We start from the raw sequence: 22,056 nt of genomic DNA on the forward strand, positions 1-22,056 counted from the left end.
GAAAATTAACAAAACCGGGGAACCCATCGTATTCCCGGCTACAGGTACCCCGTCGGAACCGAATATTGATGTGTTCAGGAGCTAGATTAACGAGTTTGATGGGATTGGATCCGATGACTTCCGGAACGCCGGGTATTCGAACCTGCCCCACCCACAAATTATCAAATGATTTATGAAGACTTCGTTTCGATCAACGCCGAGTAAGCGCATTCCGATCAACGAAAATGATAGAATGAAACCCGTAAAACAACGGATCATACACCACTCCACCGAACGGTGTAATACGATCCAGAATTAATTGCGTTCCTGATCCCTTAAGTGTTCACAAACCTGAACAATGGTTATGCACTGGCTCGTAGACACAAAGGTGCTGGGTAGAAGCCGGTAATGACGCTGCCAACGAGCCAGGGGCGTTACAGGAGGAATATGCGGAAATCACTGAAAAGTCGACAGAATATTCATCGAGAACCTGCCAGAAGTGGTCGTCCAGAATTCGACTTTTTCTTTCGGCTAGCTACCCACCAGGATGACAGTCGCCGACGAAGTAGTCAGAAACATCATACCTCCCACCACGAGTGAAAAGTGTTTTAAGGGTGAATTCTGCCAGAGGATCCAGATACGGAAAAGAGGAGGACATAGAGCAATCGAAACCGAGCAAGTTTGAACAAAACCTAGCGGGGTGATTTCGCGACCCCAGTCATATGCATCCCGAGACCCTTGAGTTGACTTTTTGGCTCTGTAGTTTCGCTAGACGCAACGGTGACGACTACGTTATCTCGGTAGAAAGCGAAGAGACGGAGTGTTGTGACTTCGGAATTCCGTCTCTTCACGCGTGTTACGGTGGCGAAGGCTAAATCAGTTGTCGCTAACCCAGACGAACCCGCCGACCCCGAAGGGGGTGGCGGGTTCGCCGAGTGGGCGATGCTCACCGTGCATGCACTCCGCATCGAGCTGGGCAAATCCTACCGCGTCGCCGTGGATTTACTCTCGGAAATGCCCGGTGTCCTTGAAGAGATCGGCCTCACCAGACTTCCGCACTACACGGTGCTTCGCACGTGGTTTGAGCGGATTCCGACCAAGACGTGGCGTGCGTTTCTCGGCGCGTCAGCCGAGAAATGCACCGGCCACGCTGCTATCGATTCGACTGGCTTTGACCGTGATCAGCCCAGCCGCCACTACGCTAACCGCACGAACTACCGCGTCAGAGCGCTGAAAGTCACCGCGCTCGTGGATGTCGAAACGCTGTACATCACCGACATCCACTCGACGACCTCCAAGAAACACGATGCGAAGATCGGCCCGCAGGTCGCCCGGCGCAACGCCGGCGACCTGCGGAGCCTCGCCGCTGATCGCGGCTACGACGCGAAAGCCTTCCGCGACGAACTCCGCGACAACGGCATCAGACCGCTGATTAAACACCGAATCATGAACCCGCTCGATCACGCCCACAACGCCCGCATGGACGGTGATCGATACCACCAGCGTTCGATGTCAGAAACCGTCTTCTCGTCGATCAAGCGCACGCTCGGCTCCGCCGTGCGTGCGCGAAGCTGGTGGTTAGAGTTCCGCGAAATGCTGCTGAAAGCCACCGTCTACAACCTTCGCCGGAGCGTCCGATATCCGTGAAATCCGCCGCCGTGTACCGAAACTACAGAGCCGACTTTTTAACACGCATTGTTCGATATCGTACAGTGTCTTCACAAGATTCAAAGGAAGAGAGAGTCCGAGAATACCGCTCATCAGAGGAATGACCGGCGAAACGACGTGGTGGGATCGGACGGTAACGTCGTCGAATGATCTGCGAAGTGTGTTTTTGAATGTTCTGTACGAGAACGGATGTTCATGGGGGGTGTGGCACGGACCTGGAGAGACACGGCGAAACGTGTAAGCCAGCGGATTATACTTTAAAGGTTCGTTGAAAACGAGGACGCCGTCGTCTTTCAACACCCGAGTGAACTCATCGAGTGCCAATCCGTCCCAGTTAGGAAGGTGGTGTAACGCCGCAGAGCTCACGATGACGTCGAACCTCTCAGACGCAAACGGGAGATGCTCGGCGTCACCAATCATGAAATGTGCTCCCGAAGCATCGATTTGGGACGTAGCTTCCCGGATTCGCTGAGAAGACAAATCGACACCGCACCAATCGACATCGGCAGTACAATCCAGTTGATTCTTGGCCCATCGTCCATTGCCACACGCAACATCCAGAACGACCGTTCCATCCCTCACGTGCGTTGACAAAAGCTCCTCGAAGTGTCCGTACATCCCATACCGCTCTAACTGAAGGCGGAGGGTCTCATTTGATCGGTCTGCATAACCACACCTGTCCTCGAGGGGCCTCTCGTGAATCGATTTCTCAGTGCGCTTTACCTCGATTTCACGGGAGTCCATATGCAGGTCCATTATTATTTTACACATGGTTAAGTAGCCGATCCTTTACTGCACCACAGGAGGATATTCTTTGAGAGGTACGGTCCAATAAAGCTATGGGGACGGGCTACCGCGCCTGGTTCGGGGTTCAAGTGAACCAAGTGAAAATTGTCAGGTGTAAAGAATCGGTTTCATTCGAAGCCGATGATAATGCATCGAAAGTGTCGGTTTTGTCTACCGGCATGCAAGAGATTATTAATGTTTGGTAATCGGTGTTTCTGCCGACGAATCCCGAGCCATTTCAAATGACGCAACGAGGTTTTCCACTTGCTCATGGACGTTGAATACATCAACAACCTTATTTCGTGACCGATCGGCGTAGTCCGACCATTCTGAGTCGTTTCCTAATAGTTCTAATACCGCTCTGGCTGTTGCTTCCGGCTCCCGGGGCTCGGTCAACAACCCGTTCGTCCCGTGGTCAACGAGTTCGGGAATTCCCGATATTGTTGTCGAAACTGGTGGTGTTCGCATCGCCATCGCCTCCATCAACGAGACGGGAATTCCGTCTCTGTCACCCGATTCTGCGATGACGCAAGGGAGCAAGAAACATCTCGCCTGGTCATATTCGGCAAGTAACTGTTCGTCGGAAACGTTCCCCAAGAACTCTACATTCCGCTCTATATCCAGTTCCGAAACCTGCTGAGAAAGTTGCTCGAATTGTCGGCCGGTTCCAACGATGTGGTACTCGACGTCTGGAACTTCCTGAGCGACAATGGCAATCGCTTCAAGAGCGACATCTACACCCTTTTTTTCGTGAAGCCGAGCGACAGTGAGAACCCGATTGTCGGTGACCTGATCACTCGGAGAAAATTTGTCGGGTCGTATCCCCAGGTAAACGACATCAATCGGTGTACTCGGTGCGAATCGTTCGTTTATGAATTTCTTATTGTATTCAGATATTGTAATTATTCGGTCGGCACTTTCGAGAAGGGTACCAGTGTGAGCCCCGGAGTCGCGGTATAAATCGTACGCATGAGTAGTGAGAGTAAAGGGGACGTCGTAATACGAGCTGATATACTTACAGGGAAACGTATACTCAATAGCAAAGTGGGAGTGCAGACAATCGATTTCCCAGTCTAACTGTTCGATGAATTCAATACACTGCTCCGTCCAGACAGCGTTTCCGATATTATCTTTGGTTGATATTTCTTTCGAATAAACTTTCGGAAGAAATCGTGATAGAGTTCTGGAGAATATCGTTTTCGGGAGATCCGTGTATTTTGGATGATCAGCGTACCTGATGGGAATATCTAGCTCTTCGAATTCCTGGTGCGTGAGCGGTTCGTCGGCGGAGTTCAATGCGAATACTGCAACATTGTGACCCAGTTGGTTCAGCGTATGAATTTCATTGAGGACAAAACTTTCAGACAGTTTTGGAAACACCCTCAAGTAGTATAGGACGTTCATATGATAGTTAGTATATCGTCCTATGAAACTTTGTTAACGGGGTCTTTCTCGATCAGCAACCTCAAGAATAATCAGAATATAGTAAGTTCTAGCTCGTTTATTCATGATGGCACCGTCCATTGAACCCGACGAAGGGAGGTTCTCGGTAGGGAAAGGATGAAAATAGCGAATCGAAGGAGGTGATAGGAAAATCAGAGAACGACATAGTTAGCGTCATCCGTCAATTGCCCAGTAACCGAAGCGGTAAAGCGACTACTAACAATGACACCAGAAGGTTAGTAGCGCATATGTGGACCGACCCGTCGAATCGACCGGACGGAGGAATTCACCACCAGAGAGGAACGTTCGAGGCAATCAGGCCCAGTAACGTTGCAAAAATGTCACCGATAAATAAGCGGTTCGACATACCGACGGGGGACAGATGAAAGGTGTTTTGTTATCGGGGGGGACAGGAAGTCGCCTCCGACCAATTACTCACACCGGCCCGAAACAACTCATACCCGTTGCGAACAAACCGGTCCTCCAGTACGCGATCGAGGACCTGCGAGAAGCAGGCATCACCGAAATCGGGATCGTCCTCGGGAATAAGAGCCGGGAAGAAGTTCAACAGTTTTTGGGGGACGGTTCGAAGTTCGGTGTTGAGATCACGTATATCGTTCAAGGTGATCCACTCGGTATCGCACATGCAATCGGCTGCACGCGAGACTTCATCGGAAACGACGACTTCGTGGTGTACCTGGGAGACAACATACTCAGACAACCGATCGAACCGTTGCTCGACAGTTTCAAGCGGGGTGAGTATGCTGGGGGCATCGCTCTCCAGGAGGTGGACAATCCCGAGCGGTTTGGTGTGGTCGACCTGGACGAGGACGGTAACGTAGTTCAGATCGTCGAGAAACCGGATGACCCGCCAAGCGACGTCGCGATCATCGGGATATACATCCTGTCTCCGTTAGCCTTCGAAGCTATCGAGGAGATAACGCCCTCGTGGCGAAACGAACTGGAAATCACCGATGTATTTCAGTGGCTCATAGATCACGACGAGGTGATCGACTCCCATACGGTGGAAGGATGGTGGAAAGATACTGGAAAACCCAAAGACATCATCTCTGCCAACCGACTGATTCTCGGTGAGATGAGTTCCTCGATCGACGGGACGATTGAAGAGGGTGCCGAAACGATGGGGACGATCGAACTTCACGAGACAGCGACGGTGGAATCCGGGGCGGTCGTACGCGGTCCCGTCTCTATCGATGCCGGGACAGTAATCAAAGACGAGACGTACCTGGGCCCATATACGTCGATTGGACCGAACTCGACCATTGAAAACACTCACATCGAAAACAGCGTGATCGTGGGGAACTCTACTATCAGAACGTACGATAAGATCGTCGACAGTCTCATCGGGCAGGGAACAGACATCAAAAACGGCAACAACAAAAAGCCGGAAGGTCGCCGACTTGTCGTCGGTGAAGATTCAAACCTGGGGTTCTGACGATGCAAATCACAACACTGACCTGTTCAGAATGCGGCACGATCGTGGCAGAGAATGTACTCGAAGAAGAACGAGTCATGAAATGTCCGTACTATGAGTGTGAGGAGATACTGTCGTTCGAAGATATACAGGAGAAAAAGAAGGTTTCACTCAAGTCGCGAGGGAAATCGAAATAACGATCCATTTCTGTTGTGGGAACACGTGACGTCGACGTTCGCTGCGGGATCGCCTCCAATAGAAACTCTATAACTAACTTTGCATATCTGGTTCGTTAGACATAATCGTGCCATTCGAGTTTTCGGACACCGGGCTCCGTGGATTGAAAGCGATCAAACCCGAGGTATTTGAAGACGATAGAGGGCTGTTCATGGAGACGTACAAACGGGAAGCGTTTGAAGAGGCAGGAATTGACGTGGGATTTATTCAGGACAATTGTTCCAAATCAACGTCGAATGTGCTTCGGGGACTCCATTATCAAACGGGCGATGCTGCACAGGCAAAGATAGTCCAGTGTACCGAGGGGAAGATATTCGACGTCGTCGTCGATCTCAAGAAAGCATCGCCGACGTTCGGGGAATACACCTCGACAATCCTCTCTGAAGAAAACAAACTGATGTTATACGTTCCTCGTGAGTATGCCCACGGGTTTCTGACACTGAGCGATACCGCGAAAGTCCGGTATAAGGTCGATAATGACTATCGGCCGAACAGAGAGGGAGGGATAATTTGGGACGACCCCACGTTGGCTATTGACTGGCCATCTGACGATCCGATTCTGTCCGAGAAAGATCGGAACTGGCCGACACTGGAAACCGCGATTGAAAACGACCTGGTGTTTTAAAATATGCTTTCGATACTATCGCTGGGCCGCGTCCAGACCGCAGAGATTGCTGCGAGGTCGACCAGAAAAGTCAAACAGGATGGCGTCGGGAGTTTTCTCAAGGCGGCAACGAACCGTATCGTAGATGTCTCGAACGTCTTGCTTTTCAAGGCCCTATTTGGTTCGCTGACGCGTGAGGAGATGATCCAGCGGGCAAAAGAGAGTGGTGGATATTGGGAATTCGGTTCAGCTGAGGAAATAGAAATCAAGCCCCAGGCAGACAAGACACTGGAAGACAGAAGCGTCCCTGAGCTGTTCGCCGAATATGCGGGAACCTATGACGTGCGACGACCATTCGTTTGTGAACTGAATGGGGGGCTCCTGATCAACGCCGCCGATCCTCTCGTGGTGGATCAGAATAGAAACGTGGTCATGGAGACGGAGAAACCACTATTCGGGGCTCGGAAGGGGGCGTCTCGGGCGGATACGCCATTCCATAAGCGAACAGAGTATTCTGACCGTTCGACCAGCGATAGAATGGGGCAGCTGTGTCGAGGATACGTACAGTCACGGAGTCGGATTCACGAACAGGCGCGATTCGACTCAGTTTTTCCATTGTTTCGACGAGACACGAGCTACGGTCACTGGGTACTGGATCAGTTGCCGACCCTCCGTGGACTCGAACACTACAAAGAGATGACAGGGCGCGATCCAACTGTTGTAATAGAGTCGGATCCCCCCGGCTGGATTGAAGAAACGCTCTCTCTCGTCGGGGTCGATTCCGCCGTCCCGTTAGCGGTGCCAGTTGCGAAAGCTGATCGGTTGATCGTTTCGTCCTGTCGTGAAAGTATCCCGAGAAACCAGTCCGTGTATGAACCGTCGAGAGAAGATATCACCTGGCTGAGTCGGGAAATGAAGTCGCGGGCGCCACCCACCACTACGAAACATCCTGACCGAGTCTATGTGTCACGGGAGAACCTTGCTGATCGCGGCCGGTACGTCAGCAACAGGGAGGACCTGAAACGGGTGCTGGACGAGTTCGACATTACAATGTGTACCCCAGAAACGCTTTCGATCGCCGAGCAGATTGCGCTCTATGAGAATGCAGAGATTCTCATCGGACCACACGGGGCGGGGTTGACGAATATGATCTTCTCGAGTGACACCTGCGTTATCGAACTACTCAACAAATCATACCCCTCATATCAGCACCTGGCCCAGTTGTGCGGTCATGAGTATCACTATTTGCAGAGTGAAGGAGAACGGGGTCACCACACCCCTATCGAAATTGACGTTGCTGAATTGCGGGAACTGCTAAAACGGGCGTCCACATGAAACATGTTAGAAAATAAACTATTCCAGGGCGAAATCCTGTATATCGCCATCTGCTGTTTCATTCAGGTCGGCGAGAACCACTATCAATAGGGAGAACGAATACAGATATTGTATGAAAATTCTCGTCACAGGCGGAGCCGGGTTTATTGGATCGAACTTCGTTCAGTACATGCTCACGGAACACGATGATGTTGAGATAATTACGCTGGACGCCCTGACATACGCGGGCTCGAAAGGAAATCTCGAACCAGTGATTGACGACCCGCGTCACACGTTTGTGGAAGGCGATATACGCGACCGCGATGTTGTTGCAGATCTCGTTGCTGACGTCGATGTCATTGCCAACTTTGCCGCGGAATCCCACGTAGATCGATCAATCGACGGCTCGAAGCCGTTCGTGACGACGAACGTCCAGGGGACGCAAACACTCCTCGACGCCGCAAAAGAAACCGGCGTCGAACGGTTCCTCCAGATTTCGACTGACGAAGTGTACGGCCAGATTCTCGACGGGAACTTCTCCGAGGACGATCAGCTCAATCCTCGCAACCCGTATGCAGCGACGAAGGCTGGTGCTGACCTGCTCGCACAGAGCTTCCACATCACCCACGACGTCCCCGTGGTTATCACGCGTACGTGTAACAATTTCGGGCCCCGCCAGCACCCGGAGAAGCTCATTCCAAAGTTCATCCAAAACGCTGCAGTCGGAACTCCGCTCCCGGTATACGGCGACGGTTCTAACGTGCGGGAGTGGATCTACGTCGAAGACAACTGTCGCGCACTCGATCTGGTTCTCAGGGAGGGTGCTGTTGGAGAAATATATAACATCGGCAGCCACATAGAAAAGACGAATCTCGAAGTCACCGAAGCGATTCTGGATGTCGTCGGGGCAGATGACGATCTAATCAAATTTGTAGAGGATCGTGCCGGCCATGACCAGCGCTACGCACTCGAAACGGGGAAAATCGAAGCGCTGGGCTGGGAACCAGACTATACGTTCGAACGGGGGCTCGAACGGACTGTTAATTATTACCTGGATGAGGGCTGAAAGGAGCCGGGGAGCGAGGCGTCGGCCCAAATAGCGGGAGTAAAAGCTCACGGTCACGTTGACGGTCCTTCTAATGAGAAGCGCGAGGTTTTGTGGCTGCTCAACCTACACACGGCGGTCACCGCTACAAACAGTGCCCGGAGATCGAATCAGTACACTGCGGTGTTACTGGAACGTTTCCCGGAGGTCTGGGTGGTCACGGAGCTCTTCGTGGTTTGCAGGAAAACCAGTATCAAAAATTTCGGCCCGTAGTTCTTGCCACTTTTTGTGTCTGTACTGAATTCGTACCGGAACTTCATCCACATCTGTGATACGTGCTATTGTTAACCGATGGTTGCCGTGTTTCACAATCAGCTCCCCATCCCTGCCAACGTGGACTTTTAACACAGAGGACATATCGTACCCGTTTTGGGTTATGTCCTCATACAATTCGTCGAGGCTGGATAGATACCGCTTGAACCCGCGAACTGTTTGAGAATTGCTGACTGGGCCGAAGGTTTCACCCGATTCTAACAGTTCCATCCCTGTCTGATAATAAACCGTATCCTCCCATTTTTTTCCTTCCTCGAAGCGTTCTATTAATCCGTAAAAGAATCCTGCTTGCCAGTGAGATTTGTTCAGATCCCATTCCCCATCAATAATCCCGTAAGGAGGAGCGTCATCGGGTATGTGTTTTTTCCCGATACGGTAATCAATCTCTGTCGGGTCAACGTAGAGGATTTCTCTCGGCTTGGGTCGGATCTCTCCGTATTTGAACCAGAGTTTGGGTTTATCGACTATATGAAATCGAAAGAACCTGTGAGACAGTCTGGAGAGTTCTCTTGGACCCTCCTCCCGGAGGATCTCGAAGGCGATCTTCGGGTGAGCGCCCGGCATATTCGATTAGGTAAAACGTTGACCGGGTAATAGTTAATCGCCGGATGGGAGGAGGCCCGAACTCGTTAAATGATTCATTACCAAACGGGTAGTGATTAAAACAGATCCTATGCAGAACTGGAACTCTGAAAACGTGTTAATCACGGGGGGGCTCGGGTTCACCGGAAGTAACCTGGCCAGTCAACTGGTAAATCAGGGAGCGAATGTTACACTACTGGATATCGTCCGGAGCGAAGAAAAGCTTCACAGTATTCGGCATATCCGCGATGAAGTACGGGTCATCGATAGTGACATCCGTGATGGCGAGATCGTAGACAACGCCGTCACGGAGACGGACGTGGTCTTCCACCTGGCTTCAAAGACCAGTCGAAGTGAGGCCAACGAGAACCCCAGAGAAAATCTCGAGATCAATTGTCGGGGGCCGTTAAACGTCCTGGAGTCAGCGGCCAGTTGCGAGGATCCACCGCACGTGATTTACGCCAGTTCACTGGCTGTGGTCGGCAACGTTTCGGAAACTATTGACGAATCTACCGTGCCGAACCCTGTTGATATGTATGGGATCAACAAGGGCGCCGTCGAAGAGTATTGTAAACTCTACACGCGTATCAAAGACGTTCCGACAACTGCCGTCAGGCCAGCAAATCTTTATGGCCCCCATGCGCCACTTTATGCCACCGGATACGGGATTATCAACCAGTTTGTGGGCGCGGCCCTCCGTGACGAAACCCTTCCAGTATTTGAACCGAGTGACACGAGAGAGTTTCTCTACATTGATGATATGGTAGATGCTCTAACCCGTATCGCCGGGGATCAGACGGCGTTCGGTGAGTGCTATGTACTGAGTACAGGTCGGTCACTGACAATGAAACGAGCAGCTGAAATGGTTGTAGATATCGCTGGCAGTGGTTCGATAGACCTCGTGCCGTGGACCGACTCGTGGCAAGAAATCAGACGCGGGGACGTCTCCACTGATCCATCAAAGATCGAATCTGAACTGGGTTGGACTACGAACGTCTCCCTGGAAGAAGGTCTCGAGCGCACGTTCGAGTTTTATCGCGAAAACGACCGTTACCTGTGAGAGAACCACTGGGATTCTGAACCGGGGATTGCGGTGTTCTTCGGTGGAATTCACGGTAGATCAGTAGTCGCGTAGCAGTTTTGCTAGTGGCATACTGAACCGAACGTGGAAGTGAGAGCCAGTGAATTCTCTAGTGGGTCGAACTGTGTTTTTTCCCGGGGAGAACTGGCAATCGGTCCTCCGTTGACCGTGACGTCGTAGAGAAGGTACCTGCCAGTTGCACGGCGTGGATATTATTTTGCCGTTAAATAAGCTGCACCGGGGCATAGCCCGTTCCGATGTGGCCCTGGGAGCACGTGTTTTTTGCGTACGTCTTCTATTCGATTTATCGACACCTCAAATACGGGGACTCCCCGTCGGGACCTGCGACGGTCGCCCTCGCGTTCGGGTCGGTCCTCCCGGATCTGATCGACAAACCGCTCGCCTGGCAGTTCGGAATCGTCGAATCGGGCTACACCGTCGGTCATTCGATTTTGGTGACGGTTCCCCTCCTGTTCGGAATCTACCTGCTGGCTCGGCGTCGTGACCGTGCCCGCGAGGGGGGCGCGTTCGCAGTCGGATATTTCCTCCACATCGTCGGCGACGTGCTTCCGATATCTCTTCGTCGAGGAGAGCTGTACGTCGACCACGTCCTGTGGCCAGTTGTCGTCGTAGATCCCACACGCACCCACTACGGGCTCACAGACGGCGTCGCGTATCATCTGACCATGTACGTGCAAGGACTCGTCGCGCTCGAAGTAACGCCAGTGGTCGCGTTACAGCTCGGCTCCCTCGTCTGTGGCCTGCTCCTGTGGAGAGTCGACGGCTACCCGGGAGTTCGCACTGTCATTGACGGCTTCGGTTCACTCGTGCAGGCCGCACTGGATGTCTCCAGACACGGGTGACTGTCTTGCTCGTGGGGCGTTAACATTGTTTAAGTACACGTTATAGAACGATAACTACTTTTGATAGACATATAATAACCCCGATGTTAAGGAGAAAATATCCAACCACTGAAAGGCAGTCAAGTAGGTAAATGAAGTTTTTATTCTTGGAATTTCTGATTTCATATCTTTACAGTCACGAATATGTAACTAAATCAGGAATAGAAAGAATTATTTATATTATGGTCAACCTAACGACTGCATGGCACGCAAGCTGGCACACGATCAATGGAACGTTATCCTCGAGGCAGGCGGGGTTCCAGACGAAGACACAGAGACCCCTCGAGCGACGACAGTGAAACGAACTGACTGCATTCTTGACGATGACGACCACGCTCATGAGTGACGTCGAGGATGTCTCCGTCGCAGGTTCCGTTGAGTCGCCACCTGGATTCGAGGATCAAACACCGATCTATCGGGACAGGTACGACCCGACGAAAGACGGAGAACTCGCGACGTATCTGACCGTATCAGTTGCGAAGGTGATGGGCGTCGACCCCCTCGACATCGAAGCGGTCGAAAAGCTGCCTCCAATTTACGACGCTATCGACGCCACTGCGGTACAGCGTCTGTTTTTTGCGGGAGACTGCGTCGGAGTTCAGCGAAACGAGATTCGAGGTGCCGTAACCTTCCCGTACGCCGGTCGCGTGATCCACATACGCGCGGACGGTACCGTCTCAGTCTACGAATCTGGGTAAGAGATCGGTCTATTCCCGCAGTTAAGACACGTCGTCGACGTGGTAATCCGTGTAGCCGGATTTCCCGACGACGTCCAGTGGGCCGTCGCCAGTCCAGTCTTTCTGCTTTCCCTCACGGGACAAACACCGCGGGAGATCGCGAACTGCTCATCCCCATCTCCAGGGCGCCCACAAGGGACAAGCTGAGGTATTGCTGACCCGTGCAGAGTTTGTCTCGACAGATGGTTTCGCTATGATCCACCCGTCCATCGAGCGGGTGGACTATCAGCCTGTTCGCACCGTCACTCCGGACGTCGAAGAGAAACGTTAGCTCCTGGACGACGCCCTGTGAATCGGTCTCTGCCTCACAACGCCGTTTCGGACACAACGCTACGACTGAATTGCGTACAAGTTTGCGTAGCGACCATTCTGATTAATCAATTCTTGATGGGTGCCGACCTCCGTAATTTCGCCATCTTCCATCGTATATATGCGGTCCGCGTTCTCTACGGTCGACAACCGGTGGGCAATCGCAATCATCGCGTAATCCCGATCCATCGCTTCGATCGCCCGCTGTACTTTCTGCTCCAGGTGCGAATCCAGATCGCTCGTCGCCTCGTCCAGCAACAACAGGTCCGCATCCGTCAACAGCGCACGGGCCAGGGCGACACGTTGTTTCTGTCCTCCCGAGAGACGAACCCCGTCGTCGCCAAGCTGGGAATCGTACCCGTTCGGTAACTCCTCGAAGAACTCGTCTACTTTCGCAATTCGACAGGCTCGATCGAGCTCGTTGCGTGTCGCCGTCCTGTTGCCGATCGTGAGGTTGTACTCGAGCGTGTCATTGAAAATGAACGGGCTCTGCCGAACCACCGCGATTCGTTCGCGCCACTCGTTGATGTCCATCTCGTCGATCGGGATCCCGTTGGCTCGAATCACACCGTGGTCCAGCCGGTACAATCGAGCCAACAACGATACGATGGTCGACTTTCCGGCTCCCGACTGGCCGACGAACGCGACGAATTCACCCTTCTCGACCTCGAAGTCGACCCCTTTGAGTACTGATTCCTCATCGTCATACGAAAACCACACGTCGTCGAATTCGACGTGTCGAATCGCGTTCGGGACCGAAGTTTCTGCGTTGTTCACCTCTTCTCGTTGGTTCAACTCTTTGATGAACGTCTGCGTCCGGATGAGATGAGGCAAATTGTTTTCGATTTTGTAGTACAGTTTATTCAATGAACTCACTTTGGGGCCGAGTTGATACATGGCGAACAAAAATACACCGAGGGCACCAATAGACAGATTCGCAAGCGTAAGCGCCAGATAGATCAACACGAAAACCGAGACTGCAACTCCGAGATTGTAGAAGCTACTGATTGCTGCCTCGTTTCGCCGGAGTTTGATTTTGTTTCTCGTATACCGATCGACAGCATTCGTGAAATCCTCGAACAGTTCCTGGGTGAGGTTGAAAATTCGGACGTCGCGAACCCCTTGCGTCCCAGCTTGTGCGGCCTCCTGGCGTCGTTCGTTCGCGTCAGCGACGATATCCCCGAGTTCGTAACCGGGCTCGACGACCCATCGAAGGAAGACTGTCAGAAAGCCCAGAATACCGATCGCCATCAACGTGAGTAACGGTGAAATGATGAGTGCGATTAACAGATACACCAGCGACAAGAACAACCGTTCCATGAATCGAACGGTGTGTCGGATGACGCGGGCTCCGTATCTCGTTTCTGTGATGATCGCGTTCAAAATGTCATCAGATCCTTCTTCGTCAAAATATGCGACGTGGGCATTCAGTGCGCTTCCGTACGCCCGGTTTTGAAGATCGCGGATGTAATAGTTTGTCAGCGCCGCCTGAAACCAGCCGACGAGAAAGGTCGTCGTGTATCGAACGATCATTACTCCCGTTACTCCGACCACGACATAGCCGAGAGTAAACGGGATTCCGAGCGTCTGATAGACCAGGACAAAATACTCCAGAAACCCGTCGGCCTCCGCGACGGGATCTTCAAGTTGCACGATCTCGATGATCGGCAGGATGAAACTCAACCCCACGCCTTCAAGGGCTGCAGCCAATAGACCGAGTGACACGATCACTAGAGTGAACTTCGGATCAAACCTGGCCACGTCCAGGAGGGCATTCAGTTTCTCGCGTCGAGAAACGTTCTCGATGTCGTCTACCATTAATACGATTCTGTGGGGTATGTTGATACATTACTACAGACCTCCTAACAGGGAGATTGCAAAAGTTTACGTCACGGTCTACACCACAGGGAGACCATTGAGTAGGATCTCTTTTCGTGGTTTCGGGGGCTGTGGATCCGAGAATCATCAGTTCGCAATCGTCGGGGCGAAGTGACTGTGGTGTCGCCGTTCGTAAGGATCAGATTTGCGGCCAAGAAGACGTTTCTCTGTCTGTTGGGAATCCATTTCGTTCGTTTTGAGCAATCCACAGTTCACACTCCTCCACCTTGATTAGTATTCGTTGGGGTAGACAGCTCAAAGGCAACAAATGACATTGGCTACTCCTCCAGTGGGCGTCCTCCACCAACACCTTTCGATCCTGGCTCGACCGGAGAATAACCCGGGGCCCACGAGAATCCGTGGGCCGGGAAGCTGCCGGCGATAGTAGCGAAGTTTCGCCATCGTAAACGGGTATTCCTGTCTGCACTGCATGAACGGCAGTTACATAAGCGGGCCAATACGCTCTCTTTTTCAGTCATTCTCGAGAACGATCGGAGACGGTCAGGTACCCGAAATCGGGCGAAAGATATTCGAGATAGTGGGAATCGCTGGCTGACTGGCAACATCTTCACCGAGTTTTAAATCCTCGTAGGGTAGTGAAAAGCAGAGTAGGTTGTCAGCTCTCTCCCACCCATTAATACGTGAATAACCGGCTCTATTGAATCGCCATAGGGCGTTGGAATCAGCGGGTTACGTACTGTTTGATGTTGTAGACGAGACACATCAGGACGATTTCGCGGAACTCACGGTACCATTCACGCGCTCGGACGGCAGAGCCGTACGAGCGCTTGACCGAGGAGTTGACTGTCTCGGTCATTGAGCGCTGGTTGTAGAGATCGTCTTCAATGCGCGCGTTGTGTGCGTGATCGTAGGGTGCGAAGACGCGATGTTTCACGAGAGGACGTATGCCCATTTCACGGAGTGTCTCACGTAATGGCTGGCTGTCATAGCCTTTGTCGGCGGCAAGGGTCTGCAACTCGCCCGTGTACCGGCGGGCGAGTTGCGCGCAGACGTCTGCATCGCTTCCTTCTCGCGTGGTCGTACAATGCACGTCTAAGATTGCTTGCGTCTCTGTGTCGACGAGCTTCGTCGCTTCGACCGTCTGAACCCGGTAGCTCGTGCGGTCACAGTAGTGTTTGCTCGCCGGTGACCGCTCGTAGTAGGTGGCGTCAACAGCAACGTAAGGCGAGGGATCGTGCAGCTGCGCTGAGTGGCGCAGCAGCACTCGCCAGACCTGCATCACGATCCTATCAAGCCACTTATTCAACGTCGAAGGATGCGGGAGATCATCGGGCTCAAGGCCGCTGATCTCCAAAATTGGCGGCATCACCTCTAGCCGGTCGATGATCATTTCGTAGGTCTCATCAAGGAAAATCCGCAGCCCGTGGAGGGAAATCATCGCGTACTCCGCGAAGCTGCCGCCGCCTTCCGGGGCGGCAGCTTCGTCGGGATCGTCGCAATAACTTTTGGCCAGCGACACCATTTCCTCAGTGAAGCGGGTGGTGAGGTTCATCCAAATCGTCACTCACCCGCTTCAACTCCTTTGATTTACCGACTCACCCCGGCGCAGTCTAGTGATTCAATAGAGCCCTCTGTACGGAACAGTCCTTCGAACGGGGGGTCAAGTACTACGAGGAGGATAGGATTCAGAAACTGGAGGTCGAGGGCGGAGACATTACTGCAATCGTTCGCGGATCCCGGGATTACGACATCTCAATCGATATCGACGACAACACGATTCGGACCGTCTGTAGTTGCCCCTACGACTATGCTGGAGATTGCAAGCACATCGTCGCTGTACTCTTAGCCGTCGAAGATCGCTCATCCGAGTCAACGTCCGAGACAACCACTTCATCAGACAGCCCCGAGACCGTCAATATTGAAGCCCTGATCGATCAGACGCCCGAAGACGAGCTTCGAACGTTTCTCCTCGACATCATCGCGGACGACCGTGATATCCGTGATCGCTTCGTCGCATTTGCTGGCGAAGAGCCAGGTAAGACCGTCTACGATTACAAACAAGAAATCGACCGTCTGTTCGAGGATGCAGCCGGTCGTGGTGGCATGATCGAATACGATACTCGTATTGACTTCTCCCAGTATCATGACCTGGCGGAAATGCACCGAGGCCGTGGAAACATTGGCACAGCGACCGATATCTACCGTGCGCTGGCGGAGGCAATCCGCGAAAACATGAATCGAATCGACGACAGTAGCGGGCACTACGGTCGCGAATTGAACCGTGCTATTGAGGAGTACGCTGAGACGATCACCGAACAAGGGTATGGACACCCAGAAAAGCGACCGCACATCGAATATCTCTTCGGGGAATTCATCGATGCGGATTACGGGTTTGCCACCGAGGACTACGCCGAAGCATTACGGACGATCTGCACAACGAGGGCGGACCTCGAATACTGGCTCGAGCTGTTGGATGCACACGTTTCGGGTGTCGACCTCGAGCCAGAGGCCCTCGAAGCATCGGTCGGCTCTTCGACGGAGACGACTCAGGACGACGTTCAAGAAGACATCTCATCAAGCCAACCGACAGACGGTTCGAACGCGCAGTCGGAAGACGAGACAGACACAACTGTCGAAAACGGGCGGACCGACAGTGTCCTCTATACTTCGGATTTCGCGACCGGGCCGCTCTCTACGGACGACTTTACTGGCGGAACGCTTGATGTCGAGCATTTAGCAGTCGGACCACTAGAGATCGGATACTTCGTCGGCGATGCGTTTGACGAGCTCCGCGTGGACGCTCCAACAACCGTCGAACGGCACACTGCTGAAATCGAATCGCCCGAATCCAGTGCTTCCGAGTCAGATCTTGCTTCGAAGTTCCAGAAACGACGTGTCCTCTCGACGTACGTGTACGTGCTGGAGGAACTTGGCGAGGAAGATGTTCTGGATACGCTGTACGAAGAGATCTACCTTGAAGACAAGCGGTTCTGTAAGGCGTACGCCGAGCGGCTGATCGAACAAGACGACGAAGGGCGTGCACTTGAGGTCGTCGAACACGGAATTGACACATTCCGTTCAACGACTGACCTGCGCTGGCTCGCCGTCGATCTTTACCGTGATCGGGAGGCAGACAAATACAAGGCGCTGTTGAAGCAACTATTTCTCGATCACTCCGAGTGGGACGCCTACGACGAGCTAATCCGGATCAGTAAAGCAGCACTCATCACGTATCTCGAAGCGTCAGCATAGCGTGTCAGTCCTAAATAAGGCACCGCTCAGAAGCCCAGGCTGACCGCCCATAGTATGCCTACTCCTCAAGGTACTGGAGTAACTGTCCAACGTAGGGACTGTTCTTCCAGCTTCGATGTGGGCTAATCATCGTGATCAACGCTTTCGCTTCCTCGTGAGTCATGTGACCGTTCCGGGCGTAGTCACAGATGAGCCGCGGTGTCGGCACGATACGGGGTCCTTGGAGAACCGCATGGATGAGCGGGAAGTTCGTCCCACCGAACTCATCGGTGAGAAACCCATCGGCAGAGAGGGCGTTCGCGAGGACGATGCCGTCGGTTTCGCCGTCGTCGAGGCCGAACGTTGGCCGCGAATCTGGCGTGGCGTCATACCCGTACGGATCCTCGACCGTATAGTGGGTGCGAGCTGCGAGGACATTGCTTGCGGCGGCGGCGTGGATGTCCTGATACTGTCTTATCTCTCGGAGTTCCCTCAGGACTTCCGGTGGCACGAACACATCACAGGAGGTGAGGAGATACTGGAGTGGATCGGGATTCGTCTCGGTATCGAAGGCTGCGTCGGCACGGGGGACGGCGAGACTGATGAGCGCACTGGTGTCGGCGACGGCTGTTCGCAGTCGGTAACTGCTCATCGCTCGTCATCCGCGTCGACTGTCGCCGTCTCGCCATCGTAGATATCGATATCGTCGGGTGCCGCGAGATCGAGTGGTTCGTCTTCGAGATCTCCTTTGAGCAAGCGGAGACGCTGGGCACTCTCAGCACCGACCAGTTGCTTGACGGTCTCGAAGTCGAGTTGGTCGTCGTAGTATTTTGTTGCGACGAGTTCCTGAAACGTCTCGCTGTCGGCAGTATCTTCGATGTATTCACGGATCGCCTCGACGAGCAGATCCGTCCGATCCTTATCGAAGAGATCGGCGATCGCGTCGAGACGGTCAACGAGGTACTCCGGGGACTGGAAGTGGACTCGCCGCGGGTCATCGCTTGCACTCATCCTATGTGCATATCTTGCACATGGGTGCATAACGGTTTCGCTGACTGCACACAGCTTGCACATCGAGCTACTCACTCGGACTCACATTACTCTACAGATGACGCCTCCAAATTAGACAGAAATAGTATATAACGAGAGAGGTTAGAAACCAATAGCGGGGAAGCCACTAACTGAATGTCGTTGTAGGATTTGAAGGAAATGTTATAAGCCTAGGCCGGGATTTGAACCCGGGCTCTCGTCCTTACCAAGGACGCGCTTTACCGCTAAGCTACCCAGGCGCGCAACAGTGGGTTGGCTGGATTCGTCTTTAGGGCTTTCGATTCGCGTCAGGAGTCCGTCGTCGACGGCACCCGCCCGCCAGTCAGCGTAGCGATGTGGTCGGTGGTCGTCTCCGGGAGCGCCTGCCGGGCCGGGGGCATGTCGCCCTCGTACTCCCTGGCGAGTTCGCAGGCGTAGGAAAGCAGTTCGTCCGGCGGATCCTCGCCGACGGCGGTCGTGCCCGCAAGCACCGCGAGTTCGAACACGTCGGCCTCGAGGTTCCGATCCAGCGTTTCGACATCGGCCCCCTCGGCTTCCCGGAGCGTCTGGTCGCGGCCGAACGACCGGACGACCTGGACGGCTCGGTCGCCGGCTTCAGTGCGTGCCAACAGATAAAATCCCCTCGCCACGAGCACGTCGGCAGCGACGACGTCGAGGTCGGCGTCGATGTCCGTCTCGGTGTCGGCGACGTCGGCCCACGGTTCCTCGTGTGCGAGCGCTCGAGTGAGACGGAGCCCCTCGTAGATGAGCTGCACACCGGCAGCACACCCGTGTAGCCCGTCGAGATCGACGTCGGGCGAGAGCGCGCGCGCGCTCAAAAGCGTCAAAACTCCGGGGGTCATCGAGGCGTCGGCGATCCGGTCGTCGAGAACCTCACGGAGCCGCACCGGTTCGATATCCGAGAGCGCCTCGCGCGCGGCGTTGCGAGCCCGCACGGCGTCGTCCATCAACACGAGGTTGGGGAGCGAAAGGCAAAGACCTTTGGAAAATCCCGCCGGATTCGAGGTGTGCACATCCGTCACAACAGTCGACAAAACCGCACGACTACGTCGCGTCGATGGGGGACGCTGTCGTGACAGTTCGGACGAGCAAGCGCGAGAGGATCAGAACGATCGAACTCGCGAATCCCGATCGACGAAACGCCGTCACACCGGGGGATCTGACCCGGCTCGAAAGCGCGATCAGTCACGCCGAACGGACAGGAGATCCGGTGGTGTACCTCGCAGGAGCCGGGGCCGCGTTCTGTGCGGGGGCGGACCTCGAGACCGTTGTGTCGTTGTCGGATCCGGCGGGGTTCGCCCGGCACGGGGCACGGGTCGCCCGGCGGATCGACGAGAGCGATCCGGTCGTCGTCGCCGGGATCGACGGCCCGGCCCGCGGGGGCGGCGTCGAACTCGCGCTCGCGTGTGACCTCCGGATCGCGACACCGGAAGCGACGTTTGCAGAGTCGGGTGTCCTGCACGGACTGTTCGGCGCCTGGGGCGGGACAGTCCGGTTGCCCCGGATCGTCGGAGAGGGCAACGCCCTCGATCTCTCGCTGTCCGGCCGGACGATCGACGCCCAGCACGCCCATCGGATCGGCCTCGTCTCCCGGATCACCGACGACCCGTTCGACGTCGCGATCGACCTCGCCGAGCGTCCGGCCGACGCCCTTCGGGGAATCAAGCGACGGGTCCGGGACCGAAGCGACGTCGACGCTCAAGAACGCGCCGAGGCGGAGCTGTTCGCCCGACTCCACGATCGGCACGGAGAAACCATCAGCAGGTGACGGTGACGGAACTGTCGACGGAGGCGAATCACTCCAGCGAGGCTGCCGGCGGCATCGATCGCTTGTGTTTGCTGGTTTCGACCAGTTCGACCACCCGATCGACCTGTTCGGCGGTCACGTCCAGCGCCCGGACGGTGGCGTCGGCCGACAGCGGGCCGTCGACGTGCAGCGCCAGGATTCCATCGAGGGTGTCGTAGTCGACGCCCATCTCCTCCTCGTCGGTCTGCCCGATCCACATCCCTGCGGTGGGCGTCTGCATCACCAGATCCTGGGGGACGCCAAGGTGAGCTGCAAGCTGGCGCACCTGCATCTTGTAGAGGTTGCCGATCGGGTTGCAGTCGACCGCCTGATCGCCGTACTTCGTGAAGTAGCCGGTCATCGCCTCCGAGCGGTTGCCCGTCCCGAGAACGATCCGGTTTTCGTGGTTCGCGACGAAGTAGTTCAACACCGCCCGTGTCCGGACGTAGACGTTTCCGGCCGCCATCCGATCGTCGGCCGCGTCGGAATACTGATCGAAGAACGTCTCGGCGATCGGCTGGATCTCGATTACGTCGTACTCGATACCCAGGGCTTCGGCGACGCGCTCGGCGTCGGACATCGTCTCGGGATCGTTCACTTCGCTTGGCATGAGTAGGCCGTGAACGCCGTCGGGGCCCAGCGCCTCGACCGCCAGATAGGCAGTCGTCGTCGAGTCGATCCCCCCCGAGAGCCCGAGGACAGCGCCCTCCGCGCCGGCCGCGTCGACGGTGGCGGCGATGAAGTCGGTGATGTGGTCGCGGACCTGTTCGAGTTCGGGTTCCGAGAACGTGAGGTCGAGCGGCGGTTCCTCCCGGAGAAATATCGATCGCCCATCGTCGGATTCGCTCATCGATCCCGGGTTCGTTCCCGAATGACTAATAGCCATCTGTAGCGGTCAAAATATGACTGAACGGATGATAAATGAGAGGACAATCAAACGTTCGTTTATAAGAATACCGAAAGTTGAGACGAAACCGGATCACTGGTCGGCAAGCGCTACGTTCAAGTGTTCCGATACGGTATCTCGACGTGCGCGCCGTTGGTCCAGTGGTAGGACAGTGGCTTCCCAAGCCACTAGCCCGGGTTCAATTCCCGGACGGCGCATGATTGTCTCGAACGAAAGTGAGAGACATCATCGCCACCCGGGAATTGTAACCCTATCAGTCGCGCGCAGCGAACGGCGTGAGCGAGCAAGAACGTCTCGGCGTAGTTCAATTCCCGGACGGCGCACTCCCGACGGTCGTGCGCCACCCCACTTCCCGGACGGTGCATAGCAAGTCCGAACGAAGTGAGGCCTCGAAGACGTGAACGCATTTTCCCCACTTCGTTCGGGAACTCGCCGGGATAACCAGGCACCTCTTAAGCGGCACCCCAGCGACGCGGATCACCGCTTGTGGGTGAAGATAAACGCCTGCCCGTCCTCGACGCCGACACAGAAATTCAACTGCTTGGAGAGATTCAGGCTGGTCGGGTTCTGCTTGCAGACCACGAGGTCGTCGAACGGCATCCCGCAGGCCGGACACGCGACCGACACCGTGTTCTGGTAGGACTTGATCGCCGGGTTCTCCGTGCGTGGCGTCAGTGACGTAATCAGCTCCTCCGTGTCGATGTCCATACGTCCCCCCACCATTGCCACTGTATTCAATTCCGGGGACGAGCGGTCCAAGAACTCAGGGCAGACACCAGTCGACGGGT

The 22,056-nt window shown here is 54.6% G+C and carries 21 protein-coding genes, 2 tRNA genes and 1 pseudogene; 13 read left to right on the top strand and 11 right to left on the bottom strand.

Going from position 1 to position 22,056, the window contains the following annotated elements; all coding sequences use genetic code 11:
- Nucleotides 1-804 precede the first annotated feature (804 nt).
- On the top strand, nucleotides 805-1,626 hold the full coding sequence (locus tag RH858_RS03525; RefSeq protein WP_310561136.1) for an IS5 family transposase: 822 nt from the start codon (nucleotides 805-807) through the stop codon (nucleotides 1,624-1,626).
- 999 nt (nucleotides 1,627-2,625) lie between these two features.
- Here the strand turns inward: RH858_RS03525 and RH858_RS03530 are convergent.
- The gene (locus RH858_RS03530) at nucleotides 2,626-3,837 is read right to left on the bottom strand and encodes a glycosyltransferase (RefSeq protein WP_310561137.1); all 1,212 of its coding nucleotides are present in this window, start codon (nucleotides 3,835-3,837) and stop codon (nucleotides 2,626-2,628) included.
- A 421-nt stretch (nucleotides 3,838-4,258) separates the two neighbouring features.
- On the opposite strand from RH858_RS03530, the gene RH858_RS03535 reads away from it, so the two are divergent.
- From RH858_RS03535 to rfbB, 4 genes are all read left to right on the top strand, one after another.
- A complete protein-coding gene (locus tag RH858_RS03535; protein WP_310561138.1) occupies nucleotides 4,259-5,332 on the top strand; it encodes a glucose-1-phosphate thymidylyltransferase in 1,074 nt (357 codons plus the stop codon).
- Nucleotides 5,333-5,615: 283 nt separating this feature from the next.
- A complete protein-coding gene (gene rfbC / locus RH858_RS03540) occupies nucleotides 5,616-6,173 on the top strand; it encodes a dTDP-4-dehydrorhamnose 3,5-epimerase (RefSeq protein ID WP_310561139.1) in 558 nt (185 codons plus the stop codon).
- Between the two features lie 3 nt (nucleotides 6,174-6,176).
- Entirely contained in the window at nucleotides 6,177-7,487 is a 1,311-nt protein-coding gene (locus tag RH858_RS03545) for a glycosyltransferase family 61 protein (protein WP_310561140.1), read from the top strand.
- Nucleotides 7,488-7,599: 112 nt separating this feature from the next.
- Nucleotides 7,600-8,532, top strand: a complete 933-nt coding sequence (gene rfbB, locus RH858_RS03550) for a dTDP-glucose 4,6-dehydratase (RefSeq protein ID WP_259535312.1) — start codon at nucleotides 7,600-7,602, stop codon at nucleotides 8,530-8,532.
- Nucleotides 8,533-8,697: 165 nt separating this feature from the next.
- Here rfbB and RH858_RS03555 read toward each other — a convergent pair whose 3' ends face one another.
- Nucleotides 8,698-9,408, bottom strand: coding sequence for a hypothetical protein (locus RH858_RS03555; RefSeq protein WP_259535311.1), 711 nt, complete (start codon nucleotides 9,406-9,408; stop codon nucleotides 8,698-8,700).
- Nucleotides 9,409-9,517: 109 nt separating this feature from the next.
- Here RH858_RS03555 and RH858_RS03560 point away from each other — a divergent pair, with 109 nt between their 5' ends.
- The 4 genes from RH858_RS03560 to RH858_RS03575 all read left to right on the top strand — a co-directional run bounded on the left by RH858_RS03560 (nucleotide 9,518) and on the right by RH858_RS03575 (nucleotide 12,107).
- Nucleotides 9,518-10,486, top strand: coding sequence for an NAD(P)-dependent oxidoreductase (locus tag RH858_RS03560; protein ID WP_259535310.1), 969 nt, complete (start codon nucleotides 9,518-9,520; stop codon nucleotides 10,484-10,486).
- 278 nt (nucleotides 10,487-10,764) lie between these two features.
- Complete coding sequence (locus tag RH858_RS03565; RefSeq protein WP_259535309.1) at nucleotides 10,765-11,370, top strand: metal-dependent hydrolase; 606 nt, start codon at nucleotides 10,765-10,767, stop codon at nucleotides 11,368-11,370.
- A 241-nt stretch (nucleotides 11,371-11,611) separates the two neighbouring features.
- Nucleotides 11,612-11,755 carry a hypothetical protein gene (locus tag RH858_RS03570; protein WP_310561141.1) on the top strand — a complete coding sequence of 48 codons (144 nt, stop codon included), beginning with the start codon at nucleotides 11,612-11,614 and terminating at the stop codon, nucleotides 11,753-11,755.
- Nucleotides 11,748-12,107 carry a HalOD1 output domain-containing protein gene (locus RH858_RS03575; RefSeq protein WP_310561142.1) on the top strand — a complete coding sequence of 120 codons (360 nt, stop codon included), beginning with the start codon at nucleotides 11,748-11,750 and terminating at the stop codon, nucleotides 12,105-12,107. The genes RH858_RS03570 and RH858_RS03575 overlap by 8 nt, the downstream gene beginning before the upstream one ends.
- A gap of 369 nt (nucleotides 12,108-12,476) precedes the next feature.
- Here the strand turns inward: RH858_RS03575 and RH858_RS03580 are convergent, their stop codons facing one another.
- Nucleotides 12,477-14,273 (bottom strand): ABC transporter ATP-binding protein, encoded by a 1,797-nt coding sequence (locus RH858_RS03580; RefSeq protein ID WP_259535307.1) that lies wholly within the window; start codon nucleotides 14,271-14,273, stop codon nucleotides 12,477-12,479.
- Nucleotides 14,274-15,015: 742 nt separating this feature from the next.
- Nucleotides 15,016-15,846 carry an IS5 family transposase gene (locus RH858_RS03585; protein WP_310561143.1) on the bottom strand — a complete coding sequence of 277 codons (831 nt, stop codon included), beginning with the start codon at nucleotides 15,844-15,846 and terminating at the stop codon, nucleotides 15,016-15,018.
- Nucleotides 15,847-16,070: 224 nt separating this feature from the next.
- On the opposite strand from RH858_RS03585, the pseudogene RH858_RS03590 reads away from it, so the two are divergent.
- Nucleotides 16,071-16,136: pseudogene (locus RH858_RS03590) on the top strand (SWIM zinc finger family protein); the annotation flags it as partial.
- Nucleotides 16,137-16,187: 51 nt separating this feature from the next.
- On the opposite strand, the gene RH858_RS03595 reads toward RH858_RS03590, so the two are convergent.
- Entirely contained in the window at nucleotides 16,188-16,439 is a 252-nt protein-coding gene (locus tag RH858_RS03595) for a hypothetical protein (RefSeq protein ID WP_310561144.1), read from the bottom strand.
- Between RH858_RS03595 and RH858_RS03600 the strand changes: the two genes are divergently transcribed.
- Nucleotides 16,398-17,546: a hypothetical protein gene (locus RH858_RS03600; RefSeq protein ID WP_310561145.1), complete on the top strand. Its 1,149-nt coding sequence runs from the start codon at nucleotides 16,398-16,400 to the stop codon at nucleotides 17,544-17,546. The two genes, RH858_RS03595 and RH858_RS03600, sit on opposite strands and share 42 nt — an antisense overlap.
- Nucleotides 17,547-17,604: 58 nt before the next feature.
- Here the strand turns inward: RH858_RS03600 and RH858_RS03605 are convergent, their stop codons facing one another.
- From RH858_RS03605 to RH858_RS03620, 4 genes are all read right to left on the bottom strand, one after another.
- Nucleotides 17,605-18,177 (bottom strand): hypothetical protein, encoded by a 573-nt coding sequence (locus RH858_RS03605; RefSeq protein ID WP_259535303.1) that lies wholly within the window; start codon nucleotides 18,175-18,177, stop codon nucleotides 17,605-17,607.
- Nucleotides 18,174-18,536 carry a hypothetical protein gene (locus RH858_RS03610; protein WP_310561146.1) on the bottom strand — a complete coding sequence of 121 codons (363 nt, stop codon included), beginning with the start codon at nucleotides 18,534-18,536 and terminating at the stop codon, nucleotides 18,174-18,176. The genes RH858_RS03605 and RH858_RS03610 overlap by 4 nt, the downstream gene beginning before the upstream one ends.
- A gap of 206 nt (nucleotides 18,537-18,742) precedes the next feature.
- A tRNA-Thr gene (locus RH858_RS03615) sits at nucleotides 18,743-18,814 on the bottom strand.
- A gap of 48 nt (nucleotides 18,815-18,862) precedes the next feature.
- Complete coding sequence (locus RH858_RS03620; RefSeq protein ID WP_259535292.1) at nucleotides 18,863-19,522, bottom strand: hypothetical protein; 660 nt, start codon at nucleotides 19,520-19,522, stop codon at nucleotides 18,863-18,865.
- 110 nt (nucleotides 19,523-19,632) lie between these two features.
- On the opposite strand from RH858_RS03620, the gene RH858_RS03625 reads away from it, so the two are divergent.
- Nucleotides 19,633-20,343 (top strand): enoyl-CoA hydratase/isomerase family protein, encoded by a 711-nt coding sequence (locus tag RH858_RS03625; RefSeq protein ID WP_310561147.1) that lies wholly within the window; start codon nucleotides 19,633-19,635, stop codon nucleotides 20,341-20,343.
- A gap of 28 nt (nucleotides 20,344-20,371) precedes the next feature.
- Here RH858_RS03625 and RH858_RS03630 read toward each other — a convergent pair whose 3' ends face one another.
- Nucleotides 20,372-21,211 carry an NAD+ synthase gene (locus RH858_RS03630; RefSeq protein WP_310561148.1) on the bottom strand — a complete coding sequence of 280 codons (840 nt, stop codon included), beginning with the start codon at nucleotides 21,209-21,211 and terminating at the stop codon, nucleotides 20,372-20,374.
- Nucleotides 21,212-21,394: 183 nt separating this feature from the next.
- On the opposite strand from RH858_RS03630, the gene RH858_RS03635 reads away from it, so the two are divergent.
- Nucleotides 21,395-21,465: transfer RNA gene (locus tag RH858_RS03635), tRNA-Gly, on the top strand.
- A 280-nt stretch (nucleotides 21,466-21,745) separates the two neighbouring features.
- Here the strand turns inward: RH858_RS03635 and RH858_RS03640 are convergent.
- The gene (locus tag RH858_RS03640) at nucleotides 21,746-21,976 is read right to left on the bottom strand and encodes a hypothetical protein (RefSeq protein ID WP_259535289.1); all 231 of its coding nucleotides are present in this window, start codon (nucleotides 21,974-21,976) and stop codon (nucleotides 21,746-21,748) included.
- Between the last annotated feature and the right edge of the window lie 80 nt (nucleotides 21,977-22,056).

Source organism: Halalkaliarchaeum sp. AArc-GB, from assembly GCF_031432225.1.
GTDB lineage: Archaea > Halobacteriota > Halobacteria > Halobacteriales > Haloferacaceae > Halalkaliarchaeum.